Here is a 19,321-nt window from a genome sequence, read left to right on the forward strand (position 1 = left end):
CCCTCATCCTGTCCTCAGGAGCATTTGTAAAAACTCCTAACCTATTGAGTTTAATTAAATTCCCCGTAGGAGCGCGCTTGCCCGCGATAGCGTCGGGTCAGCCTACATATGCATAGACTGACCCGACGCCATCGCGGGCAAACGCGCTCCTACGGACTGGTTTTCAAGAGTTGGTCTTTCAATTGCATATGCTTGTACATACAAGTAAAGCCAAGTGCATTGAACTGATCGCTGAGGACTTCTTTCGTGACCGAGAATAACCAACACTGGACCCGCTACCGTGACGTCGAAGTTCGCGCGGCTCGTGGCACCAGGCTCACCGCCAAAAGCTGGATGACCGAAGCACCATTGCGCATGCTGATGAACAACCTTGACCCGGAAGTGGCCGAAAATCCCAAAGAACTGGTGGTTTACGGCGGCATCGGGCGCGCAGCGCGCAACTGGGAGTGCTACGACAAGATCGTTGAAAGCCTGACCCACCTGAATGACGACGAAACCCTGCTGGTTCAGTCCGGCAAGCCGGTCGGCGTGTTCAAGACCCACAGCAACGCGCCTCGGGTATTGATCGCAAACTCCAATCTGGTGCCGCACTGGGCAAGCTGGGAGCACTTCAACGAACTGGATGCCAAAGGCTTGGCCATGTACGGCCAGATGACCGCTGGTAGCTGGATCTACATCGGCAGCCAGGGGATCGTTCAAGGTACATACGAAACCTTCGTCGAAGCCGGTCGCCAGCATTACAACGGCAGCCTCAAAGGCAAGTGGGTCCTGACCGCAGGCCTGGGCGGCATGGGAGGCGCGCAACCTCTGGCCGCAGGTATGGCCGGGGCCAGCTCGCTGAACATCGAATGCCAACAGAGCCGCATCGACTTCCGCCTCAAGACCCGCTACGTCGATGAACAAGCCGACGATCTGGATGACGCCCTGGCGCGTATCGCGAAATACACCGCTGAAGGCAAAGCAATCTCCATCGCATTGTGTGGTAACGCCGCAGAAATCCTGCCGGAAATGGTGCGTCGTGGCGTGCGCCCGGACATGGTCACCGACCAGACCAGCGCTCACGACCCACTCAATGGCTATCTGCCAAAAGGCTGGACCTGGGACGAGTACCGCGCTCGCTCTTTGACCGAGCCAGCCGCAGTGGTCAAAGCCGCCAAGCAGTCCATGGCTGAGCACGTCGAGGCGATGTTGGCCTTCCAGAAGATGGGGATTCCGACCTTCGATTACGGCAACAACATCCGGCAGATGGCCAAGGAAGAAGGCGTAGCCAATGCGTTCGACTTCCCGGGTTTCGTTCCAGCCTACATTCGTCCGTTGTTCTGTCGTGGGGTAGGGCCTTTCCGCTGGGCCGCGCTGTCGGGCGACCCGGAAGACATCTACAAGACCGACGCCAAGGTCAAAGAACTGATCCCGGACGACGCGCACCTGCACAACTGGCTGAACATGGCCCGCGAGCGCATTGCCTTTCAAGGTCTGCCAGCGCGTATCTGCTGGGTCGGCCTGGGTCAGCGCGCCAAACTCGGTCTGGCGTTCAACGAAATGGTCCGCAGCGGTGAGTTGTCGGCACCGGTTGTGATCGGCCGCGACCACCTGGACTCCGGCTCGGTCTCCAGCCCGAACCGCGAAACCGAATCCATGCAGGACGGTTCCGATGCCGTGTCCGACTGGCCACTGCTCAACGCCCTGCTCAACACCGCCAGCGGCGCGACCTGGGTTTCGCTGCACCACGGCGGCGGCGTCGGCATGGGCTTCTCCCAGCATTCGGGGATGGTGATTGTGTGCGACGGCAGCGACGAAGCCGCCGAACGCATCGCCCGCGTGTTGCATAACGACCCGGCCACCGGCGTGATGCGCCATGCGGATGCGGGTTATCAGATCGCGATTGATTGCGCCAACGAGAAGGGCCTGAATCTGCCGATGATCAAGGGCTAGCGAGTTTCCTTGTGGGAGCGGTGCTTGCCCGCGATACGGTTGGACTCGGTTCACTTTAGATAGAGGTGTCCTTATCGCGGGCAAGCCCAGCTCCCACAGGGATCTTCCCCAACTCAAAAGTGAACTGACCACCCCAAAGGACCGTCAAGTGTCCTGCAATCAGGCTTCTGGCCTTTTGATCTGGAAACTGCCCACATCCATTCGCGAGGAGCGTCACACAATGAAAACCAAAAAGGCACTGCTATCCACGTTGATTTCACTGGGTTTGCTCACCGGCGCTGGCGCAAGTCAGGCAGCGGGTTGGTGCGAATCCGGCAAGCCGGTGAAGTTCGCCGGTCTGAACTGGGAAAGCGCCATGTTGCTGACCGACGTGTTGCAGGTGGTCCTGAACAAGGGTTACGGCTGTGAAGTCGACAGCTTGCCGGGCAATTCCATCACCATGGAAAACGCCCTGAGCACCAACGATATTCAGGTGTTTGCCGAAGAGTGGGTCGGCCGCAGCGACGTGTGGAACAAGGCTGAGAAAGCCGGGAAAGTGGTCGGTGTCGGCAGCCCCGTCAAAGGCGCGGTCGAAGGTTGGTACGTGCCGCGTTATGTGATCGAAGGCGACGCCAAGCGCAAGCTGGAAGCCAAGGCTCCGGACCTGAAATCCATCAGCGATCTGGCCAAATACTCGACGCTGTTCAAAGACGCTGAAGAGCCGGGCAAAGGCCGTTTCTACAACTGCCCCGCTGGCTGGACCTGCGAGCTGGAAAACAGCGAAATGCTGAAGACCTACGGTCTGGAAGATAAATACACTAATTTCCGCCCAGGCACTGGCCCGGCGCTGGATGCAGCGATCCTGTCGAGCTACAAACGTGGCGAGCCGATCCTGACTTACTACTGGTCGCCGACGCCTCTGATGGGCCAGGTGGATCTGGTACGTCTGGAAGAGAAGGATGGCGCGAACAAGAACATCGAAATCAAGGTGGGCTTGTCCAAGACCTTCCACGAACAGGCCCCTGAATTGGTGTCAGTCATGGAAAAGGTCAACATCCCCATTGATCTGCTCAACCAGAACCTGGCCCGCATGACCAAGGACCGCATCGAATCGCCGAAACTGGCGAAGATCTTCCTCAAGGAACACCCGGAAGTCTGGCATGCCTGGGTGAGTGAAGAAGCGGCGAAAAAGGTGGATGCTTCGTTGTAACGCAATCCCCTGTAGGAGCTGCCGAAGGCTGCGAAGCGATGTACCTGATCCACCGCCTTCGCAGCCTTCGGCAGCTCCTACAGAATTGAATTCCAGTTCAGAGAGCACCTTATGTTCCCCGAAAGCTTCACATTCTCCATCGCCAATCTGGTCAACGACTGGGTTGATGCGCTGGTGACCAATTACGGCGATGTGTTCCGGCAGATCTCCGACACGCTGCTGTGGGCCATCGTCAATCTGGAAGGCCTGCTGCGCATGGCGCCGTGGTGGTTGATGCTGGCGATTGTCGGCGGCATTGCCTGGCACGCCACACGCAAAATCGTCACTACGGCGGTCATCGTCGGCCTGCTGTTTCTGGTCGGCGCGGTCGGGCTGTGGGACAAGCTGATGCAGACGCTGGCGCTGATGCTGGTCGCCACCGTGATTTCGGTAATCATCGGCATACCGCTGGGCATTCTCTCGGCACGCAGCAATCGTCTGCGTTCGGTGCTGATGCCATTGCTGGACATCATGCAGACCATGCCCAGCTTCGTTTACCTGATTCCGGTGCTGATGCTGTTTGGCCTGGGCAAGGTTCCGGCGATTTTTGCCACCGTGATCTACGCCGCACCGCCGCTGATTCGCCTCACTGATCTGGGCATTCGTCAGGTGGACGGCGAAGTCATGGAAGCAATCAATGCCTTCGGCGCGAACCGCTGGCAGCAGTTGTTCGGCGTGCAACTGCCGCTGGCACTGCCAAGCATCATGGCCGGGATCAACCAGACCACGATGATGGCGCTGTCGATGGTGGTTATCGCCTCGATGATCGGTGCTCGCGGCCTTGGCGAAGATGTGTTGGTGGGCATTCAGACCCTGAACGTCGGACGCGGACTGGAAGCCGGGCTGGCTATCGTGATTCTCGCAGTGGTCATCGACCGCATCACCCAGGCATACGGCCGACCACGGCATGAGGCGAACAAATGACTGACCAAGAGCCCAACAAAATCGTGGTCCGCAACGTCTTCAAGATTTTTGGCAACCGTCCCAAGGACGCGCTGGAAATGGTCAGGCAGAACGGCAGTAAAGACGAAGTTCTGGCAAAAACCGGCTGCGTGGTCGGCGTGAACGACTTGTCGCTGTCCATCGGCAGCGGTGAAATCTTCGTGATCATGGGCCTGTCCGGTTCAGGTAAATCGACGTTGGTGCGCCACTTCAACCGCCTGATTGATCCCACCAGCGGTGAAATCCTGGTCGATGGCGAAGACATCCTGCAGTACGACATGGAAGCCCTGCGCCAATTTCGTCGCCAGAAAATCAGCATGGTGTTCCAGAGCTTCGGCCTGCTGCCGCACAAGACTGTGCAGGACAACGTCGCCTACGGCCTGAAAGTGCGCGGCGAGAGCAAAGAGTATTGCATCGAGCGCGCCCGGCACTGGATCAGTACCGTGGGCCTGCAAGGCTACGAAAACAAATACCCGCATCAGCTCTCCGGCGGCATGCGCCAACGGGTTGGGCTCGCTCGGGCACTGGCTGCGGACACTGACATCATCCTGATGGATGAGGCGTTCAGTGCTCTCGATCCGCTGATTCGCGCCGAAATGCAGGATCAGTTACTGGAGCTGCAAAGCAGCCTGAAGAAAACCATCGTGTTCATCACCCATGACCTCGATGAAGCCGTGCGCATTGGTAATCGCATCGCGATTCTCAAGGACGGGCAGTTGATTCAAGTGGGCACTCCGAAAGAAATCCTCTACTCCCCCGCCGACGAATACGTTGATCGTTTCGTGCAGCGGCGCGCAGTCACCGTGTAAGGAAGCGTGCAGATGTCGCCCGTCGAACAAGTGGTCATTGGTGAAGGTCCGGTCCGTTGGCAGGACGTGGTTGCAGTTGCTCGCCGGGGCGCACAGCTCGCGCTTTCGGCCGGCGCCTGGGCGCGGATCGACAACGCTCAGGCCATTGTCGAGCGCATCGTCGCCAGCGGCGAGCAGGCTTATGGCGTGAACACCGGGCTGGGCGCGCTGTGCAACATTTCCCTGCAAGGCGAGCAACTGAGCCAGCTGTCGCGCAATACCTTGCTGAGCCACGCGTGTGGCGTCGGTGTAGCGCTTTCAGACGAGCAAACCCGGTCGATCATCTGCGCGGCAATCATCAATTACAGCCAGGGCAAATCCGGACTGCACCGGCAAGTCGTCGAGGCTCTACTCAACCTGCTTAACCGCAACATCACGCCGCACGTGCCATCCCAGGGTTCGGTGGGTTATCTGACCCATATGGCACACATCGGCATTGCCTTGCTGGGCGTGGGCAACGTCAGTTATCGCGGCCATGTCGTACCTGCACAGCAAGCGCTGGACGCCGAAGGGTTGAGTCCGGTGGTGCTGGGTGCGAAAGACGGGCTGTGCCTGGTTAACGGTACGCCGTGCATGACCGGCCTGAGCTGCCTGGCGATCGCCGATGCGCAGCGCCTGACGCAGTGGGCGGATGTGATTGGCGCCATGAGCTTTGAAGCGCTTGGCGGTCAGATCAATGCGTTCGATCCCGAGATCATCGCACTCAAGCCGCATCCGGGCATGCAAATCGTTGGCAGCAACCTGCGCGGGTTGCTGGACGGCAGCGAAGTGGTGGTCAACAGCCATGGCATCCGGACTCAGGACGCGCTGAGCGTTCGCTCGATCCCGCAGGTGCACGGCGCGACCCGCGATCAGTTGGTACACGCGACCCGGCAAATTGAAATCGAGCTGAACTCGGCCACCGACAACCCGCTGGTGCTCGGCTCACCTGAAGCGTACCGCGTGGTGTCGCAAGCCAACCCGCACGGTCAGTCTGTGGCCATGGCTGCCGATTTGCTGGCGATTGCCGTGGCGGAACTGGGCTCGATTGCCGAGCGGCGACTGGATCGCCTGATCAACCCGACCATCAGCAACCTGCCGGCGTTTCTGGTCAGCCAGCCGGGGGTCAACTCGGGGATGATGATTGTTCAGTACGTCGCGGCGTCCCTGTGCGCTGAAAACCGCCAACTGGCGCAACCGGCGGTTACCGATAACTTCGTCACCTCGGGCCTGCAGGAAGACCATTTGAGCATGGGCACCAACGCTGCGCTGAAGCTGCACAAGGTGCTGGATAACACCACTCAGATTCTGGCGATTGAGTATTTGCTTGCGGCCCAAGCCTTCGAATTTTTGAAGATCCAGCGCTTTGGCGTCGGCACCGATGCCGCGTGGCGCGTGCTGCGTGAAGAAGTCCCGCCGTACGACGAGGACCGCAGGCTCGCGCCGGATATTGCCAGCAGTGCCAAGGTGTTGAGAAGTGAAGCGCTGCTGGAAAGAGTATTTCGCCAGTGCCGGTCGACAACAGTCGATGTCTCGCGAGGCGAATCCAATCTTATGGAGCACACCACTCATTTGGGAGCTGAGCCTGGTCTGGGCGGCATTCCGACGATAAGACTGGACGCGGTATGACTTTAGATTGAGTCGCCTATATCGCGGGCAAGCCCAGCTCCCACAAAGGAATGCGTTCCCCTGTGGGAGCGGCCGGGGTGGCGCTCCACCTTGCTCGCGATACATAAGACGCAGTCAGACGACACACCGCGTTATCGTTTATCGCGGGCAAGGTGGAGCGCCACCCCGGCTGCTCCAACATGAGATCGCGTTCTCCTGTGGGAGCCGGGCTTGCCCGCGAAGAACGATGACTCGATATTCCTGACGAAACAGATGCGGCAAATGTGATGACGTCCTCCCGGCTAAAGCCAGTCCTACGGATGCGTGTCGTCCGTAGGAGCGGCTTTAGCCGCAAGGGGTCACAAACGTATAGACATCCATGACACCGGATGTCAGCCAGGCGACACCCGACAGGCCAATGATTTGGCCGACGCGACCCAGCAGGTATCCTTGCGCGCCTGAGTACCTGGCAGTTCGCTGGAAAGAAACTGGATTGGATTGAAATGACGTCACAGCAAGGTTTGAAACGCGGGCTTTCGGCCCGTCACATTCGCTTCATGGCGCTGGGGTCAGCCATCGGCACCGGCCTGTTCTACGGCTCGGCTTCAGCGATCCAGATGGCAGGCCCGGCCGTTTTACTGGCTTACCTGATCGGTGGCGCAGCCGTTTTCATGGTCATGCGCGCCTTGGGTGAAATGGCCGTGCACAACCCGGTCTCCGGCTCGTTCGGCGAATACGCCAGCACCTACCTGGGCCCGATGGCGGGCTTCGTGCTCGGCTGGACCTACGCCTTTGAGATGATCATTGTCTGCATCGCCGACGTCACCGCCTTCGGGATTTACATGGGTTTCTGGTTCCCGGAAGTCCCGCGCTGGATCTGGGTGCTGGGCATCGTTTTCCTGATCGGCGCACTCAACCTGTGCAACGTCAAAGTCTTCGGCGAGACCGAGTTCTGGCTGTCACTGCTCAAAGTCGGCGCCATCGTCGCGATGATCGTAGCCGGGCTTGGCTTGCTGCTGTTCGGGGTCAACCTGTCGGGCAGCGGTGAAACCGTCTCCAGCATCAGTAACCTGTGGAGCCACGGCGGATTCATGCCCAATGGCATCGGCGGTTTGATCGCCTGCTTTGCGGTGGTGATGTTCGCGTTTGGCGGTATCGAAATCATCGGCATCACCGCGGGCGAAGCCAAAGACCCGCAACGTACTATTCCGCAGGCCATCAATTCGGTGCCGCTGCGCATTCTGCTGTTCTACGTGCTGACCTTGTTCGTGCTGATGTCGCTGTTCCCGTGGTCGCAGATCACCAAGGCAAACAGCCCGTTCGTGCAGATTTTCTCCAGCCTCGGCCTGCCATGGGCGGCTGCGCTGCTAAACGTTGTGGTGATTTCTGCAGCGGTGTCGGCGATCAACAGCGACGTGTTCGGCGCTGGCCGCATTATGTACGGCTTGGCGCAACAGGGTCAGGCACCGGCTGCGTTCTCGCAACTGTCCAGACAAGGCGTGCCGTGGATGACCGTGCTGGTGATGGGCGTCGCGCTGCTGCTTGGTGTTTGGCTGAATTACCGAATCCCGGAAAACGTGTTCATGGTCATCGCCTCGATTGCGACCTTTGCCACCGTTTGGGTCTGGTTGATGATTCTGCTCACTCAAGTCGCCATGCGCCGCAAGATGAGCCGCGAAGACGCAGCGCAGCTGAAATTCCCGGTGCCGTTCTGGCCCTACGCTCCGGCCGCCGCCATTGTGTTCATGCTGTTTATTTTCGGCGTGCTGGGTTATTTCCCCGACAACCGTATCGCGCTGATCGTTGGCGCAGGCTGGGTTGTGCTGTTGATCGCGGCCTACCGCATTTGGGGCAAGCCGGGCTCGGCAAAACGCCCTGAACATTCCCCTCCCACCCACCGGTAGCCTCGGAGACTGGACATGAAAACGCTCTGGAAACACTGTCACGTAGCAAGCATGGCTCAAGGCAAATACTCGATCATCGAAGATGCCGCCATCGTGACCTCTGGAGCGTTGATCGAGTGGATCGGGCCTCAATCGGCTCTCGTTGAAACAGCTTACGACAGTGTCATCGACTTGAAAGGCGCGTGGGTCACGCCGGGGCTGATCGACTGCCACACTCATACGGTGTTCGGCGGCAACCGCAGCGGCGAATTCGAGCAGCGTCTGCAAGGTGTGAGTTATGCCGAAATAGCGGCGGCCGGTGGCGGCATTGCCAGCACCGTGCGCGCCACACGCGCGGCCAGTGAAGACGAGCTGTACGCCAGCGCCGAGCGTCGCCTGCGGCATTTGCTCAAGGATGGCGTGACCACGGTGGAAATGAAATCCGGCTACGGGCTGGATCTGGCCAGCGAGCGCAAGTTGCTGCGGGTGATCCGCCGACTGGGCAACACGCTGCCGGTGACAGTGCGCAGCACCTGTCTGGCTGCCCACGCACTGCCGCCGGAATACGCCGACCGCGCTGACGATTATATCAACCACATCTGTAGCGAAATGCTGCCCGCGCTGGCCGAGGAAGGTTTGGTCGATGCGGTGGATGCGTTCTGTGAGTACCTGGCGTTCTCCCCGGCGCAGGTCGAGCAGGTTTTCATCACTGCCGGACAATTGGGCTTGCCGGTAAAACTGCATGCCGAGCAGCTTTCGCCGTTGGCAGGCTCTAGTCTGGCGGCGCGCTACCAAGCCTTGTCGGCGGATCATCTGGAATTCATGACCGAGGCCGATGCCGTCGCCATGGCCGCGGCTGGAACCGTCGCGGTGCTGCTGCCGGGCGCTTATTACTTCCTGCGCGAAACTCAATTGCCGCCGATGGATGCGCTGCGCAAACATGGCGTCGACATCGCGATTGCCAGCGACCTCAACCCCGGCACATCGCCAGCGTTGTCGTTGCGTTTGATGCTGAACATGGCGTGCACACTGTTCCGCATGACACCCGAAGAAGCCCTGGCCGGGGTCACGATCAACGCCGCGAAAGCCCTCGGCATGGGCGAAACCCATGGTTCGCTGGAGGTCGGCAAAGTCGCAGACTTCGTCGCCTGGAACATCGAACGCCCCGCTGACCTGGCGTATTGGCTGGGTGGCGATCTGGACAAACGCATCGTCCGCAACGGTGTTGAATCGCTGAACCTGTAGGAGCTCACGAGCAACGCGAGGCAGCGATAGCGGTGTGCCAGGCAAATCGCCATCGCTGCCTCGCGTTGCTCGTGGGCTCCTACAGGAATGGGTTCAATATTTGGTTAACAGGAGAGATTCATGGACAACGTTCTGAAATTTTCTCGCGGCCGGGTGCCGCTGCTGATCAGCATGCCCCACGCCGGGTTGCGTCTGACACCTGCTGTCGAGTCGGGGCTGGTGGATGAGGCGCTGAGCCTGCCAGATACTGATTGGCATATTCCGAAGCTCTACGATTTCGCCGCAGAACTGGGTGCCAGTACATTGGCCGCCGAGTATTCGCGCTTTGTGATCGACCTGAATCGCCCCTCAGACGACAAGCCGCTGTATGCCGGAGCAACCACCGGGTTGTTCCCGTCGATCCTGTTCGACGGTGTACCGCTGTTCAAAGACGGTCTGGCACCGAGCGCTGAAGAGCGGGCGACTTATCTGGAACATATCTGGACGCCATATCACCAGACGCTTGAGCAAGAGCTTGCACGCCTGAGAGATGAGTTCGGCTACGCGTTGCTGTTTGATGCCCACTCGATTCGCGGACATATCCCTCATCTTTTCGAAGGCCGCTTGCCGGACTTCAACCTCGGCACCTTCAACGGCGCAAGCTGCGATGAACAATTGGCCAAACGCCTGGAAGCCACCTGCGCTGCCGCGGGCGATTACAGCCATGTGCTGAACGGCCGCTTCAAAGGCGGCCACATCACCCGCCACTACGGCGACCCGGCCAACAATATCCATGCGGTGCAACTGGAACTGGTGCAGGCAACCTACATGGACGAATTCGTGCCGTTCCACTACCGCCCGGATCTGGCCGAGCCGACGCGGGTGGTGTTAAGGCAGTTGGTTGAAAAGATGATTGAGTGGGGGCAGGAAAAATTTGGCAGGTAATACATGCACCGGTAGGAGCGAACTTGTTCGCGAGACGGTCCGCCTGACACGCCGCTTCGCCAACAAGTTGGCTCCTACCGTAACGCGGCGGCCAACCTTGGCGTCTTCAGGATCATCCACCATCCGGTAGGAGCGAACTTGTTCGCGAGACGGTCCGCCTGACACACCGCTTCGCCAACAAGTTGGCTCCTACCGTAACGCGGCGGCCAACCTTGGCATCTTCAGGATCATCCACCATCCGGTAGGAGCGAACTTGTTCGCGAGACGGTCCGCCTGACACACCGCTTCGCCAACAAGTTGGCTCCTACCGTAACGCGGCGGCCAACCTTGGCGTCTTCAGGATCATCCACCATCCGGTAGGAGCGAACTTGTTCGCGAGACGGTCCGCCTGACACACCGCTTCGCCAACAAGTTGGCTCCTACCGTAACGCGGCGGCCAACCTTGGCGTCTTCAAGATCATCGCACCATCCGGTAGGAGCGAACTCATTACTTTTTAAGCAACCGCAACCCATTGAACACCACCAACAGGCTCACTCCCATATCCGCGAACACCGCCATCCACATCGTCGCCATACCTGCAAAGGTCATCGCCAGGAAGATCGCTTTGATAAACAGAGCGAGGAAGATGTTCTGCTTCAATACCGCCGACGTCCGGCGCGACAGTTGGATAAACGCTGGAATCTTGCGCAGATCGTCGTCCATCAGGGCGACATCCGCCGTTTCAATCGCAGTATCGGTACCCGCTGCCGCCATGGCGAAGCCAATCTCGGAGCGCGCCAGCGCGGGTGCGTCGTTGATGCCGTCGCCGACCATGCCGACCCGATGCCCTTTGGCATACAGCGCTTCGATAGCCTCCAGTTTGTCGCTTGGCATCAGGTTGCCCTGAGCCGAATCGATACCCACCTGCGCAGCGATCGCCTTGGCGGTGTGCGGGTTGTCACCGGTCAGCATCAGGGTTTTAACGCCCAGTTCATGCAGTTGCTGGATCGCTTCACGGCTGCTTTCCTTGACCGTATCGGCCACTGCAAACAACGCCAGCGGGCCAGATTTATCCAGTAGCAACACGACGCTTTTGCCTTGCTGTTCCAGCGCATCCAGCTGTGCTTCCAACTGCGCAGAGCAAAGGCCCAGCTCTTCTACCAAGCGATGGTTGCCCAAGTGGTAAAGCTCGCCATTGATCTCGCCGCGCACCCCACGCCCAGCCAACGCTTCGAACGCGTTGACCTCATGGGCATTAACGTTGTGCTCGGCGGCCTTGGCAATTGCCTGGGAAACCGGGTGATCAGAGCGCCCCGCCAGACTCGCCGCCACACCCGGAACGCGATCCGCAGCGGTTGACTCAAGCAACACGAAATCGGTCTGCACCGGCTTGCCGTGGGTGATCGTGCCGGTCTTGTCCAGAGCCAGGTAATCAAGCTTGTGGCCCATTTCCAGGTACACGCCGCCCTTGATAAGGATGCCTCTGCGCGCCGCAGCCGCCAGCCCGCTGACAATGGTCACCGGCGTGGAGATCACCAATGCACAAGGGCAAGCTACAACCAGCAGCACAAGCGCGCGATAGATCCAGTCGAACCACGCCGCGCCCATGAACAGCGGCGGGATGATCGCTACGCCGAGGGCGAAGATGAACACCGCCGGGGTGTAGATGCGCGAGAAGCTGTCGACGAAACGCTGAGTCGGTGCCCGCGAGCCTTGAGCAGCCTCAACCGCATGAATGATTCGCGCCAGCGTCGAGTTATTCGCCACGGCAGTCACGCGATACTCCAGCGAGCCAGACTGGTTGATAGTCCCGGCAAAGACTTTATCGCCGATGGTTTTCTCGACCGGCAGGCTTTCACCGGTAATCGGCGCCTGATCAATCGTGGAGTTACCGGACACCACCTCACCATCCAGAGCGACGCGCTCACCCGGTTTAACCCGGACGATGGCGCCCAACTCGATGTTTTTGGCTTCCAGTTCCAACCACTGACCATCCGCCTGCTTCACGGTAGCCAGTTCCGGCGTGAGCTGCATCAAGCCACTGATAGCGTTGCGAGCGCGGTCCAGGGATTTGGCTTCAATCAGCTCGGCGACGGTAAACAGGAACATCACCATCGCTGCTTCCGGCCATTGCCCGATCAACACGGCGCCGGTCACGGCAATGCTCATCAACGCGTTGATGTTCAGGTTGAGGTTCTTGAGTGCGATCCAGCCTTTTTTGTAGGTGCCCAACCCGCCGCTGAGGATGGAAACCAGCGCCACGATGGCCACGACCCAATCCGACGCAAATGAGCCGAAGTGAATGACTTCAGCGGCCAGCGCGGTAACACCGGACAACGCCAACGGCCACCAGGCTTTTTTCACTACCGGTGCAGGTGCGGACTCTGCGCCCTCCTCAACCGGCTCGGCTTGCATGCCCAATGAGGCGATGGCGTCCCGAATCGGATCGGTGGACGGCAGTTCGTGCCAGACGCCGAGCAGGCGATTGATCAGGTTGAATTCAAGTTTCTGCACGCCGGCCAGTTTGCCCAGCTTGTTCTGGATGAGCGTCTGCTCCGTAGGGCAATCCATCTGCTCGATACGGAATGTGCTCAGTTGCGCCCCCGATGCAGGGGCATCGCTGAACGTGACCACCGCAGGCGCGACTTTCGACGAGCAGCAACTGCCGTGACCTTGTTCGACCTTACCGTGATCATGCTGGGAATGGTCATGGCTTTGATGATCGTGGCTTTCATGGTCATACTTGTCGTGATCGTGCTTGTCGTGAACGGGGGTCAACTGGCTCATGGTCCGGTCCTTTATCGTGCTTGTTGCCAAGTGAACACCCTGTAGCCACTATAGGGTCAAGCACTGAAACGGAATCAACGACAATGAAGATTGGCGAGCTGGCAAAACTGACTGATGCGCAGGTAGAAACCATCCGCTACTACGAGCGCGAGGGATTGCTCCCGGCACCTGCACGTAGCGATGGCAACTATCGGCTGTACACCCAGGCCCATGTGGAGCGGCTGACCTTCATCCGCAACTGTCGCAGCCTGGACATGACGCTCGAAGAGATCCGCAGCCTGCTCAACTTGCGCGACAGCCCGCAAGACCAGTGCGTAAGTGTCAATGCGCTGATTGATGAGCACATCCAGCACGTCAATGACCGCATCGCCAGCCTGCAAGCCCTGCAGACGCAGCTACTGGACCTGCGCCAACGCTGCAGCGATGGAGCACCGGATCATTGCGGGATTCTGGATCGACTGGAAGTCAGCGGCAGCGTAGTGACCGCTGATGTAGAACACTCCCATGTGGGCAGGAGTCATGGGCATTGAGGGATCAGGAACAACCCAATCGGTAGGAGCGAACTTGTTCGCGAGGCGGCAGACCTGACTCACCGCGTAAAACCTCTCGCCAACAAGTTGCCTCCTACCGGATAACATGCAGACTCTTAAACCGCCATCGGCGCGGTCATTGCCGGGTGATGCTCGTAACCTTCCAGCGAAAAGTCTGACGGTTCGATCTGCTCCAGCCATTCCGGCTGGTATACGCCAGTCTTGGCAAACTCCGGCACCCGATCGGAAATCACCAGCTTAGGCATCGGATACGGCTCGCGCTTGAGCTGTTCGTTGAGCATGTCCAGGTGGTTTTCGTAGACATGAGCATCGCCAATGAAATACGTGAACCAGCGCGGCGTGTAGCCCGTCAGACGGCCGATCAGGCTCAGCAGCGCAGCCCCTTCAGTCAGATTGAACGGCGTGCCCAGGCCCAGATCGTTGGAGCGGATGTATAACGTCAGGGAGATTTCTTTGGTCTCCTGATTCGGGTGGAACTGATACAGCAGGTGGCACGGCGGCAAGGCCATTTCGTCCAGCTGCGCGCAGTTCCAGCCGTGGAACAGAATACGGCGGCTGCCCGGGTCCTTGATGATGGTGTCGACGCATTGGCGAATCTGGTCAATGGCCTTGTACAGCACCACGTAAGGCTGACCGTCTTCTTCAGACTGGGCGATCTGCTGGTAACCCTGACTGATTGCCAGTTCGATGGCTTTCGGGTTGCTCAGGTCAATGCGCTTGTAAGCAGGCCATTTGCGCCATTGCACCCCGTAGATTTCGCCCAGATCGTCTTCGCCCTTGCGGAACGGGTTGTCCAGCCACTGGGCGTTTTCGTTGGCATTCTGGTCCCAGACTTTGCAGCCCAGTTCGCGAAACTCAGCAGCGTTGTTCACGCCCCGCAGGAAGCCGACCATTTCGCCGATAGCTGACTTGAAGGCCATACGCCGGGTGGTAATCGCCGGGAAGCCTTCCTTGAGGTCATAACGCAGCATCGCGCCGGGAAAACTGATGGTTTTCACGCCGGTGCGGTTGGCCTGCAACGTACCGTTCTTGATGACGTGGGCGACTAGATCCAGATATTGCTTCATAAATTACCTGCTTCGGTGAATCCGCCGGGCAGCCTCGCCCGGCGTTTCGGTGTTAGACCGCCGCGTTCTTGCCAGCGGGGGCGCGGTTGTAAGCCAGCCAGATCAGCACAGCACCCGCGATGATCATCGGCAGACTGAGGATTTGGCCCATCGTGACCCAACCCCAGGCCAGATAACCCAACTGCGCATCCGGCACGCGGACAAACTCGACGATGAAACGGAAAATCCCGTAAAACAACGCGAACATGCCGGAAATGGCCATGGTCGGGCGCGGTTTACGCGAGAACAGATAGAGGATCAGGAACAGCGCAACGCCTTCCAGCGCGAACTGGTACAGCTGTGACGGATGGCGCGGTAACTGCGCCGGATCGCTGAACGGCGGGAAGATCATCGCCCAAGGCACGTCAGTCGGTTTGCCCCACAACTCGGCATTGATGAAGTTACCGATCCGACCGGCACCCAGACCAATCGGCACCATGGGCGCAATGAAGTCCATGAGTTCGAAGAACGACTTGCCGTTGCGTCGAGCAAAAAACCACGCGGCCAGCATCACGCCGACAAAACCGCCGTGGAACGCCATGCCGCCTTTCCAGACTTCGAAAATCAGCAGCGGATTGGAAATATAGGCAGGCAGATCGTAGAACAGGACATAACCCAACCGCCCACCGACGATCACGCCCATGGCCAGCCAGAAAATCATGTCGGAGAGTTTTTCTTTGGTCCAGGTCGGATCAAAGCGGTTCAAACGCCGCGATGCCAGCAGCCACGCGCCGCCAATCCCGACCAGGTACATCAAACCGTACCAGTGAATTTGCAGCGGGCCGATGGCCACCGCCACCGGGTCAATCTGCGGGTAAGGCAGCATTGCAACTCCTTAAATGGGAACGCTCTTGCGAGCACTTAACCAGACACACTAAAGCAGGAAACATAAACCCGCGCTGAACAGCTAAGGCCGGGCATGACGAAAAGAGACCGGCATGTTACCGGAGCAACGCCCGGCGCTCTAGCGGCGTGCGATGGATGTGAGCCTCATGTGTGGTTACAGTGGCTTAAAAAGGAGTACTGCATGTGTCTGATTGTTTTCGCGTGGCGCCCTTCGCACGCCCTGCCGCTGATCGTGGCCGCCAATCGTGATGAGTTTTACGCCCGCCCGACTCAACCCTTGGCGCAATGGGCAGACGCGCCTCAAGTTTATGCCGGGCGCGACCTCGAAGCAGGTGGAACCTGGCTAGGCGTAACTTCCGACGGACGATTTGCAGCGCTGACCAATATTCGCAACCCTGACCTACCAATGGGTAACCGCTCGCGAGGCGAACTGGTTGCTCAATTTTTAACCAGCGACGTTCCGGCTGAAGACTACCTTGCCGATATCGCGCTAAGGGCTGCGGAGTATGGTGGTTTCAACCTGCTGGTAGGTGATCGCGAGCGGTTGTATTACCTGAATGGCGCCCACCCGGAACCACGCCTGTTGGCTGCAGGCGTTTACGGGCTGTCAAACGCAGAGCTGAATACTCCTTGGCCGAAGGTGGAAAAAGCCAAGGCGGCCATGAGCACCCAACTTGAGGACCCGAATCCACTGGCGCTCATGGCGTTGTTGAGCGACCCGGCCACCGCACCGACCGTTGAGCTGCCTGATACGGGCGTAAGCCTGGAGACCGAAAAACTGCTGTCCAGTGTGTTCATCGCCAGTCCCAATTACGGCACCCGCGCCAGCACCGTGCTGATCGTCAATGCTGACGGTAGCCAACAGTTTGTGGAGCACAGCTTCGGCCCATATGGCGGGAGATTGGGTGAGGTGGAATTTAGGATCTGACACAGCTCAGCAGCGGAAATGCGATCGTTTGTGGGAGCTGGGCTTGCCCGCGATACAGATTACTCGATATGCCTGATACAACGAGGTGCCTGAATCGCGGGCAAGCCCGGCTCCCACAGGGGAAAGCAGATCCTGTAGGACCTCACGAGCACCGCGAGGCAGCGATGGCGTCCCGTCCGATACACCGCTATCGCGGCCTCGCGGTGCTCGTACGCTCTTACAGGTCTGGGTTTGTCTAGCTACAGCTAGAAATCAATGCCCTTTCACAGACCCCGGATTGATCATCCGCGACAACCCCAGGTTCTTCAGCGCCAGTTGCAGCGAGCTGCTGATGACTTGCGGGTTGTCGTTGGTCATCAACTGCGCCAACAATTCCTTGGCTTTGCTCAGATTGATCTGGCGCAGCATCCACTTCACTTTTGGCAGGTTGGTGGCGTTCATTGACAGGCTGTCGAACCCCATCGCCATCAACAGCACCGCAGCAGCAGGATCGCCGGCCATTTCACCGCAAATGCTGACCGGTTTGCCCTCAGCATGAGCATCGCGCACCACGTTCTGAAGGGCTTGCAGCACGGCCGGGTGCAAGTAGTCGTAAAGGTCTGCAACCCGTGGGTTATTTCGATCCACGGCCAGCAGATATTGAGTCAAGTCGTTGGAGCCTACAGAAAGGAAATCCACCTGACGCGCCAGATCACGAGTCTGATAAACCGCAGCCGGCACTTCGATCATCACGCCAACAGGCGGCATCGGTACATCGGTGCCTTCGTCGCGGACTTCGCCCCAAGCCCTGTGGATAAGGTGCAACGCCTCTTCCACTTCGTGAGTGCTGGAAATCATCGGCAGCAGAATCCGCAGGTTGTTCAAGCCTTCACTGGCCTTGAGCATCGCGCGGGTCTGCACGAGGAAGATTTCCGGATGGTCGAGAGTGACGCGAATACCGCGCCAGCCCAGAAACGGGTTCTCTTCCTTGATCGGGAAGTAGGACAGTGCCTTGTCGCCGCCGATATCCAGGCTGCGCATGGTCACGGGCAGCGGGTGGAAAGCTGCCAGTTGCTCGCGATAAATCGCCAGTTGTTCTTTCTCGCTCGGAAAGCGTTGCTGGATCATGAACGGTACTTCGGTGCGATACAGACCCACACCTTCCGCGCCGCGTTGTTGGGCGCGAGCCACGTCAGCCAGCAAGCCGGTGTTGACCCAGAGCGGCATGCGATGGCCATCCAGAGTGACGCAAGGCAGCTCGCGCAGCGCGTCCAGCCCTTGAGACAACTGGCGTTCTTCTTCAACGACCTTGGCGAACTGCTTACGCATGACATCGCTAGGGTTGGTGAAGACTTCGCCGTGGTAGCCGTCGACGATCAGTTCGATGCCGTCGACCTTGGAGTAAGGCAGGTCGACCACACCCATGACCGTGGGGATACCCATGGCTCGGGCCAGAATCGCCACGTGGGAGTTGCCGGAGCCGAGTACCGACACCAGACCTGCCAGCTTGCCTTCCGGAACTTCGCCCAGCATGGCGGCCGTCAGTTCTTCGCTGACAAGGATCGTGTTATCTGGATACACCAGCGTCTGTTGCCGCGCCTCTTGTAAGTACGCGAGCAAGCGACGGCCAAGATCTTTAACGTCAGAGGCACGCTCGCGCAGATAGGCGTCGTCCATCAACTCGAAACGTTTGACGTGCTCGTTGACCACCGAGCGCAATGCGCCCTGAGCCCACTGACCGGCCTTGATGACATTGGTCACTTCGCTGCCCAGTGAAGCGTCATCCAGCATCATGAGGTACACGTCAAACAGTGCGCGCTCTTCAGGTCGCAGCTGATTGGCGAGCTTGGCAGACAGGGCGCGCATATCGCTGCGCACACCTTCCAGCGCCGTCTGAAACAGGGCCAGCTCGGCCTTTATGTCGGTGACCGTCTTGTCGGGAACCACTTCGAGGTCCGCAGGCGGCAGCATGACCACCGCGACACCCACGGCCGCGCCGGGAGAACCGGCAACACCAACGAATTTGGTTTCCTGGATACCTTTGCCCTGACGACCCAGACCGCGGATCGAGCCAGTGGCCTCGGCGTGAGCGATAACCCCGGCGAGTTGCGCGCTCATGGTCACGAGGAAGGCTTCTTCGCCCTCGTCGAACTGACGGCGCTCCTTTTGCTGGATAACCAGAACCCCCACCACACGACGGTGGTGGATGATCGGCGCGCCGAGGAACGACGCGTAGCGCTCCTCGCCGGTTTCGGCAAAGTAGCGATAACGCGGGTGATCGGCGGCGTTTTCGAGGTTCAGCGGTTCTTCACGGGTACCGACCAGGCCAACCAGGCCCTCGTTCGGTGCCATGCTGACTTTGCCGATGGAGCGCTTGTTCAGGCCCTCGGTGGCCATCAGCACAAAGCGATTACTTTCGGGATCGAGCAAATAGACCGAGCAGACTTGGCTGCCCATGGCCTCTTTGACGCGTAACACAATAATCCCCAACGCCGCCTTGAGATCCTTGGCGGAGTTAACTTCCTGGACGATCTTGCGCAGCGTATTGAGCATGG

The 19,321-nt window shown here is 59.1% G+C and carries 14 protein-coding genes; 10 read left to right on the plus strand and 4 right to left on the minus strand.

Translation table 11 applies throughout. The features are described from left to right. The first annotated feature begins 246 nt into the window (after window positions 1-246). From hutU to hutG, 8 genes are all read left to right on the plus strand, one after another. Entirely contained in the window at window positions 247-1,932 is a 1,686-nt protein-coding gene (hutU, locus tag ABRP31_RS25490; RefSeq protein ID WP_349972679.1) for a urocanate hydratase, read from the plus strand. 220 nt (window positions 1,933-2,152) lie between these two features. Further along, complete coding sequence (locus ABRP31_RS25495) at window positions 2,153-3,121, plus strand: ABC transporter substrate-binding protein (protein WP_349972678.1); 969 nt, start codon at window positions 2,153-2,155, stop codon at window positions 3,119-3,121. A 111-nt stretch (window positions 3,122-3,232) separates the two neighbouring features. Next, window positions 3,233-4,084: a proline/glycine betaine ABC transporter permease gene (locus ABRP31_RS25500; RefSeq protein WP_087265930.1), complete on the plus strand. Its 852-nt coding sequence runs from the start codon at window positions 3,233-3,235 to the stop codon at window positions 4,082-4,084. After that, window positions 4,081-4,911 (plus strand): glycine betaine/L-proline ABC transporter ATP-binding protein, encoded by an 831-nt coding sequence (locus tag ABRP31_RS25505; RefSeq protein ID WP_349972677.1) that lies wholly within the window; start codon window positions 4,081-4,083, stop codon window positions 4,909-4,911. The genes ABRP31_RS25500 and ABRP31_RS25505 overlap by 4 nt, the downstream gene beginning before the upstream one ends. Before the next feature lie 12 nt (window positions 4,912-4,923). Then, window positions 4,924-6,558 (plus strand): histidine ammonia-lyase, encoded by a 1,635-nt coding sequence (gene hutH / locus ABRP31_RS25510; RefSeq protein WP_349972675.1) that lies wholly within the window; start codon window positions 4,924-4,926, stop codon window positions 6,556-6,558. A gap of 482 nt (window positions 6,559-7,040) precedes the next feature. Continuing rightward, window positions 7,041-8,441 carry an amino acid permease gene (locus ABRP31_RS25515; protein ID WP_349972674.1) on the plus strand — a complete coding sequence of 467 codons (1,401 nt, stop codon included), beginning with the start codon at window positions 7,041-7,043 and terminating at the stop codon, window positions 8,439-8,441. A gap of 15 nt (window positions 8,442-8,456) precedes the next feature. Beyond that, a complete protein-coding gene (gene hutI / locus ABRP31_RS25520) occupies window positions 8,457-9,665 on the plus strand; it encodes an imidazolonepropionase (RefSeq protein ID WP_349972673.1) in 1,209 nt (402 codons plus the stop codon). 120 nt (window positions 9,666-9,785) lie between these two features. Continuing rightward, on the plus strand, window positions 9,786-10,589 hold the full coding sequence (gene hutG, locus ABRP31_RS25525) for an N-formylglutamate deformylase (RefSeq protein WP_349972672.1): 804 nt from the start codon (window positions 9,786-9,788) through the stop codon (window positions 10,587-10,589). 487 nt (window positions 10,590-11,076) lie between these two features. Here hutG and ABRP31_RS25530 read toward each other — a convergent pair whose 3' ends face one another. Next, window positions 11,077-13,356, minus strand: a complete 2,280-nt coding sequence (locus tag ABRP31_RS25530; protein WP_349972670.1) for a heavy metal translocating P-type ATPase — start codon at window positions 13,354-13,356, stop codon at window positions 11,077-11,079. Between the two features lie 83 nt (window positions 13,357-13,439). On the opposite strand from ABRP31_RS25530, the gene cadR reads away from it, so the two are divergent. Further along, window positions 13,440-13,886: a Cd(II)/Pb(II)-responsive transcriptional regulator gene (gene cadR / locus ABRP31_RS25535; RefSeq protein WP_087265919.1), complete on the plus strand. Its 447-nt coding sequence runs from the start codon at window positions 13,440-13,442 to the stop codon at window positions 13,884-13,886. A 116-nt stretch (window positions 13,887-14,002) separates the two neighbouring features. Here the strand turns inward: cadR and ABRP31_RS25540 are convergent, their stop codons facing one another. Together ABRP31_RS25540 and lgt are read right to left on the minus strand one after the other, a co-directional pair. Next, on the minus strand, window positions 14,003-14,974 hold the full coding sequence (locus tag ABRP31_RS25540; RefSeq protein ID WP_087265917.1) for a thymidylate synthase: 972 nt from the start codon (window positions 14,972-14,974) through the stop codon (window positions 14,003-14,005). A 52-nt stretch (window positions 14,975-15,026) separates the two neighbouring features. Next, a complete protein-coding gene (lgt, locus tag ABRP31_RS25545) occupies window positions 15,027-15,839 on the minus strand; it encodes a prolipoprotein diacylglyceryl transferase (RefSeq protein ID WP_087265915.1) in 813 nt (270 codons plus the stop codon). Window positions 15,840-16,040: 201 nt separating this feature from the next. On the opposite strand from lgt, the gene ABRP31_RS25550 reads away from it, so the two are divergent. Continuing rightward, window positions 16,041-16,787 carry an NRDE family protein gene (locus ABRP31_RS25550; protein ID WP_349972668.1) on the plus strand — a complete coding sequence of 249 codons (747 nt, stop codon included), beginning with the start codon at window positions 16,041-16,043 and terminating at the stop codon, window positions 16,785-16,787. 252 nt (window positions 16,788-17,039) lie between these two features. On the opposite strand, the gene ptsP is transcribed toward ABRP31_RS25550, so the two are convergent. Beyond that, the gene (ptsP, locus tag ABRP31_RS25555) at window positions 17,040-19,319 is read right to left on the minus strand and encodes a phosphoenolpyruvate--protein phosphotransferase (protein WP_087265910.1); all 2,280 of its coding nucleotides are present in this window, start codon (window positions 19,317-19,319) and stop codon (window positions 17,040-17,042) included. Window positions 19,320-19,321 lie beyond the last annotated feature (2 nt).

The organism is Pseudomonas caspiana (assembly GCF_040224095.2).
Lineage (GTDB): Bacteria > Pseudomonadota > Gammaproteobacteria > Pseudomonadales > Pseudomonadaceae > Aquipseudomonas > Aquipseudomonas caspiana.